The sequence below is a fragment of the Candidatus Epulonipiscium sp. genome, assembly GCA_012519205.1.
GTDB lineage: Bacteria > Bacillota > Clostridia > Lachnospirales > Defluviitaleaceae > JAAYQR01.
The window spans coordinates 200546-206545 of sequence record JAAYQR010000027.1 but is presented as its reverse complement, the minus strand read 5'-3'; the positions used below and the strand labels follow the sequence as shown (position 1 = coordinate 206545).

The 6000-nt window shown below is 34.1% G+C and carries 4 protein-coding genes and 1 tRNA gene; 1 reads left to right on the top strand and 4 read right to left on the bottom strand.

The annotated features are described in order from the left end of the window. The first annotated feature begins 344 nt into the window (after positions 1-344). Positions 345-932 (top strand): metallophosphoesterase, encoded by a 588-nt coding sequence (locus GX308_09895; protein NLK22360.1) that lies wholly within the window; start codon positions 345-347, stop codon positions 930-932. Positions 933-953: 21 nt separating this feature from the next. On the opposite strand, the gene GX308_09890 is transcribed toward GX308_09895, so the two are convergent. The 4 genes from GX308_09890 to GX308_09875 form a co-directional block, all read right to left on the bottom strand. Continuing rightward, positions 954-2900, bottom strand: coding sequence for a BMP family ABC transporter substrate-binding protein (locus tag GX308_09890; protein NLK22359.1), 1947 nt, complete (start codon positions 2898-2900; stop codon positions 954-956). Between the two features lie 136 nt (positions 2901-3036). Beyond that, positions 3037-3408, bottom strand: a complete 372-nt coding sequence (locus GX308_09885; GenBank protein NLK22358.1) for a hypothetical protein — start codon at positions 3406-3408, stop codon at positions 3037-3039. A gap of 169 nt (positions 3409-3577) precedes the next feature. Continuing rightward, positions 3578-3663, bottom strand: a tRNA-Ser gene (locus GX308_09880). Positions 3664-3743: 80 nt separating this feature from the next. Beyond that, complete coding sequence (locus GX308_09875) at positions 3744-5849, bottom strand: glycoside hydrolase family 13 protein (GenBank protein ID NLK22357.1); 2106 nt, start codon at positions 5847-5849, stop codon at positions 3744-3746. Between the last annotated feature and the right edge of the window lie 151 nt (positions 5850-6000).

The following is a 6000-nucleotide window of genomic DNA, read 5'->3' as shown; positions in this document are numbered from 1 at the left end:
ATGTGTTAAGCACGCCGCCAGCGTTCATCCTGAGCCAGGATCAAACTCTCATGTTAATATCCTTTGCAAGATGATGCTTGCGTTTTGAAATCTTTTATACAATTCTTTAAGAATTGATGGGTTTGGTGTGTACATCATACATTATTTTATTTTCAAAGAACTGTTTTGTTGCCACGAAGTGTATATTATCAAAATTTCGTTTAAATGTCAAGGCTATTTTTAGTTTTTCTTTTATAGCTTTTCTTTTGTACTTTTTATTTTATATTTTTAGGTTTTGTGGTACACTATATTGAAGCATAAGAATTAGAAATTACACAGACGATAATAGAAGGTTGGTATATTCCATGAAAATACTCGTAGTTAGTGATAAAGAGTCCTCCTATATTTGGGATCATTTTGACCGTGAACGTTTTAAAGATATAGATTTAATACTTTCTAGTGGGGATTTAAAATCCGAGTACCTATCTTTTTTAGTTACTATGATAAAAGCTCCTTTATTCTACATCCATGGCAATCACGATGGACGATATGCTGTTAAGGAACCTCTTGGTTGCACTGCCATAGATGATAAAATAGTTGTTCATAACAATATTAGAATATTAGGGCTCGGGGGCTCTCAAGCATACAATAACGGCCCCTTCCAATATACTGAAAAGGAAATGGAACAAAGGGTTAAAAAACTTAAAAGGGCTCTAAAAAAGAATGATGGCTTTGATATCTTACTTACCCATTCTCCTGCATACGAATTAGGCGATGGGGATGACTTATGCCATATAGGATTTAAGGTTTTTATTTCCCTTTTGGATAAATACAGCCCTAAATACTTTATCCATGGCCATCAGCATTTGAATTATGGTCTTCAAAAGAGATATCTAACTTATAAAGATACATCCATTATTAATGCCTATGAATATCATATTTTTGAATATTAAAAAGCAGCAATTTGCTGCTTTTTATTGTTTAATACCTAACATTTCGGTTAGGGGGTCTATTAATTTATCTTCATTTAATTTTGGTATTTCCCCTTCTACTCCATCTACAAACCAATTCATAGATAAAATTTGTTCATAGCTGGCTATTTCATCCTTCGTTATTCTTAGATTGCCTGTTTGATCATATATGGGACCCATAAACGGATGATATTCATTTTGGATAATCATCTTTTTCATAAATTCAACCAATGATTGGGTTTGTGGGGGTACATGGGTTTTCGAATAGATAATATCAACCATGCCTGTATCCATCCCCCACCAAAAATTAACAAGTTTGGGGTTGGAGTTTAATACATCAAACACCATTTTCCACGTTCCACTTAGGACATTTCTGAGGAGTTTTTCGTAAAATATTCCCCAATTCCAAATAGGCATAGCATAATGGGGTTGTGGGAGAGAATAGATTCCATACTCCTTAGAGTGCTCCCCTGGAGAAGGCATATCGTCATTGGCAATGATATCAGCCCCTGCGTCCTTTAAAATATGCCCTAATTCCCTTGGTTTTTCTGTATTTTCGTACTTATGGGTCCATACAACCTTAACTTTTACATGGGGATTGACTAATCGCGCTCCTAATGTAAATGCATTTATCCCTGTAATTACCTCGGAGATAGGATACGTTGCAACATAGCCTATGATATTTGTTCTAGTTAGGGAGCCTGCAATAATACCTGTCAAAAATCTTGGTTCATGGATACGGCCAAAATAAGTACTTACATGTCTAAAGGAATGGGTTTCGGAGCAATTTAAAAATTTGGTATTAGGATATTCAAATGCTGCCTTTAGCGTAGGGGTAATATATGTCGGGCTAGTGGTAAAAATAATATCATATTCTTCTTTAGCCAAATCCCTCAAATATCCATAGGCCTCATTGTTTTCCGGAACATTCTCTACATATGTTGTTGAAATTTGGTCTTTTAACACATTTTCAACATGGAGCCTTCCTAAGTTATGGGCATAAGTCCAACCTGAATTTTTTATTTCTTTTGCATATACAAAAGCAACCTTAAGTTTCTTTTTAGGGGTCATTAATGTTGTGATTGATGAAATTACATTTCTTTTTGGTACCTGTATGGCATCAGTCCTAACTTCGATGGCTTCTTCTTCTGATAGGGCTTCTAATTCTATCATTAATTTCTTAATTCTAGATTTTACTTCCTCATCGTATTCATTGATTTCATCAGGAACACCATAGATTTTGATATATTCTAGAGCAGCATCACCGGTTGTTATTTTTAGCCTATGCCCACCTAATTTATGATAAAGTTCTCTAAAAGGACGATAAAAATTCCCCATAAAGTGTTTGTATTTATCTGTATAAGCTGTGAGATTAGGTTCATATTGTTGTATATACTTACCTAATTCATTAAAACTGCCTTCTTTAGAAAACCAAATGGAATTAATCGAAGTGAGCTTGTTAAATTCAAGAAATTCATAATAAATCTTAATAATAGGATCAAATTCATCCCTTTTGGGAATCAATCTCGTCACCGTAGCTGAAATGCCATAGGCATCACAATACTTTAAAACACTAACCCTCTTATTCCCTTCTACAACATAAAACCAGTTTAGGTACTCATAAACTTTAATTGGATCCCTTATGCCTTCTTCTACATGGGCATTATAAAGAGCCATCCATTTCGCCTTAAATTCCGATTCTCCAGTTATAAGTGGCATAAAGTTACTAGCAAATGCAATGCTCCTAGAATGAGAATAGGTACCTATAATTTTTTTAAGGGGAATCTCCACTAAACCTAAGTTTATTTCCGAGGCTATTTCCGAGTTCTTAACAATTCCATCTAAGGAAGGAAGGTATCCCGAAATTCCTCTCGCAACATTTTCTGAATAACTAGTTTTCCCCATTTTATATGCATGATGAAAAATACTTTCTAATTCTTGCTGATGCATATTGACCTCCATTCTGCCGATAAAGGCGTCTAATCAAGTATAATTATAGCACCTTCAAAATACCTTTAATATTATATTTATTATAGGTTAGATTCCATAATCCTTTTTTATAATAGAAAAAGACATCCTTGATGTCTTATTCTAAGTCATTATTAGTCTCTTTTGGAGGCCCATCTTCTAATTCAGTCTGCATGGACTTTTCTAAATCATCCGCTATTTTTTCTTTTTTAATGTCTTCTATTTGTTCTTTTATTGTTTCTATACAATTGCAATCCTCATCATTCTCACATTCATCATAATCATAATCATCTTCATAATCGTAATCGTCTTCTTCGTTATCTTTTTTAGAAATCCACCATGCTATAGCACCTACTGCTGATGCTATTGCTATACCAATAATCACCAATGTAAGAGCCTTTTTCTTGCTTTTTTTCTTGGATAAACTTGCAATCATCTCTTTGATTTCGCCCATATCCATGGGGATATCTTTTTTCCATTTATTTAACATTTAGAACGCCCCTTCCAATCTTTTTTTAATTATAACATAACTTTATCATAATATATGTATTTATTACACTAATTATTTTATATTAGATCAATATTTTATATACATGAAATAGTATTTTTAAAAAAGCCAAGCAGTCTCTACTGCCAGGCTTCAATTATCAAAGATAAGACGGAGTGGGTGGGATTCGAACCCACGGAACCTTTCGGTTCAACTGATTTCGAGTCAGTCTCGTTATGACCACTTCGATACCACTCCCTATTTGTAATTCAAAAACTACCATATTTTATAACGAAAATCCACTCTTGTCAAGTATACCATGGGGGAAATGCATCCCCCTACTTTACAAATACCATACTGCTATAAGGTGGCATTTTAAGGTTTAAATACCCATTAGATATCTTATAACCTTTTCTTTCAGTAAAATAACTATGAATTTCACTGTATAATATCCTTTCCATTTCGTCATAATAACGAATGCCTACCCTCCATACAGGTATTTTGACTTCCTTTTCTTTTTCATTCATATTAAGGACAATAACAAAAATATTATTATTATCCCATCTTCCATAACTCAAAATACCATGCTCCGTTAATAAAAACTCTAAAGAACCGGTTTTTAGGGCACTGTGACTTTTATGAATATGGATAATATCCTTATGAAAGCTTAAGAGCTCATTGTCTTCTCTCCCCCAAGGATATGTTCGTCTATTATCAGGATCCGTCCATCCAACAACCCCGGCTTCATCCCCATAATAAATAGTTGGAGCTCCAGGCCAAGTCATCTGCATAACAACAGCTATTTTCATAATTCCTTTATTTATATTATATGCAGCAGCCTCTGGACCCTTGGTATGAATTCGTCCCACCGTCTTATTTGTTCTAGTTAAAAATCTAGAGTGATCATGATTGGATAACTCATTCATTGCAACTTGGAGACTTTGTATGCTAAACCTAGACATATGATATCTCATAGCCTCCTCAAATATTCTGCTGTTTCCAAGGAGATCTTCTCTAAAATTATCACTATGCTTTTGCATACCTGTTAGAAAATAAGAGACAGGATCTAAAAACCCATCATAATTCATAACCGTATCCCATTGATCCCCTTGCAGCCAATCGTAAGAGTCCCCATAATGCTCTGCTAATATAATGGCTTCGGGATTTGCCTCTTTAACTGCTTTCCTAAATTCCTTCCAAAAATAATGATTAAATTCCTTGCTGTATCCCAAATCAGCTCCTACATCTAGCCTCCATCCATCGGCATTATAGGGAGGCGCTACCCATTTTCGCCCAATATTGATAATATGTTCAAATAAATCCTTGCTTCCCTCGTAATTTAGCTTTGGCAAGGTATCAAAACCATTCCAGGTATGGTAACAATCATTATTAGGCCAACAATTAAAATTATACCATTGGAAATAATCATGATACGGGCTATCCTTTTCCCTATAGGCCCCTGGGGGATAATCAGCCTTTCCTTCATAAAATCCTTCCCTATCCATCCATTTATTAAAAGAACCACAATGGTTAAATACACCATCTAAAATAACCCTTATCCCATGCTCATGAGCCAGAGAAATTAGTTTTATCATTAAATCATTACTTGCTTCTAAATTCTTAATATCTGTAGTTCGTTTTATATACATATTAGCATGCTTATTGCTAAACTTATCTTCCGATAATACTTCATTGCCATCCTCTATTATAACCCCATAATGGGGGTCAACATAGTCATAGTCCTGAACATCGTATTTATGATTGCTGGGAGATACAAAAATCGGATTAAAATAAATTACCTCAATACCTAAATCTTTTAGATATCCTAGTTTATCTATTACCCCTTTTAGATCCCCCCCGTAAAATTCCCGGATTCCATCCACTGCAGGATACTTGTACCAGTCTTTTACTTTTTGGGAAGGCTTGCCTGCATATATGTATTCATTATCCAAAACATCATTGCTTTCGTCTCCATTAAAAAAACGGTCTACAAAAATCTGATACATTACAGCACCCTTTGCCCAAGCCGGGGTACTAAAATCAGGTATAATCTTAAAATCAAAAAGGTGATCGATGCCCCTTCCCAAACCCTTTTTATTATAATAATAGGATATGTCATGCTTCTTTATCTCAAAAAAATATTGAATACTATGATTGGTAGGAGGAATCACCCCCAAATAACAATCAAATAATTCATTCTGATTATGTTTATCCATTTTAAGCTTTTGACCATTGAAATGCACAAACACTTCATCTACATTATCTTTTGCAGTCCTTAACTTGACTGTAGTTGCTTCGTCACTCTTAGGCTCAAAGGGATGTCGAAAATTAGAGGTTTCATCACTGAATATAGCTTTTTCATTCAAATAATCCTTTACGGTGTTCATATATGTTATAAGACCTCTTGCAACTCCCATGGAGAAAAAGTTCATATTTAAGTTCATATATTTCCTCCTTAATTCTAGAATAATTAATTTTTCAAGGTTACTTCTTTATATTTCAGTATAATACCAATAGACGTAATTATACCATATTTTTTATGGATTTTGGTCTTAAGGCATAATTTATTTTAGTTATATATACTGCAAATTTGTG

What these genes read in the sequence shown, in the direction of transcription:
- GX308_09890 (NLK22359.1), bottom strand. Translation starts at nt 2,900, where the DNA reads ATGCATCAGCAAGAATTAGAAAGTATTTTTCATCATGCATATAAAATG.
- GX308_09885 (NLK22358.1), bottom strand. Translation starts at nt 3,408, where the DNA reads ATGTTAAATAAATGGAAAAAAGATATCCCCATGGATATGGGCGAAATC.
- GX308_09875 (NLK22357.1), bottom strand. Translation starts at nt 5,849, where the DNA reads ATGAACTTAAATATGAACTTTTTCTCCATGGGAGTTGCAAGAGGTCTT.
- GX308_09895 (NLK22360.1), top strand. Translation starts at nt 345, where the DNA reads ATGAAAATACTCGTAGTTAGTGATAAAGAGTCCTCCTATATTTGGGAT.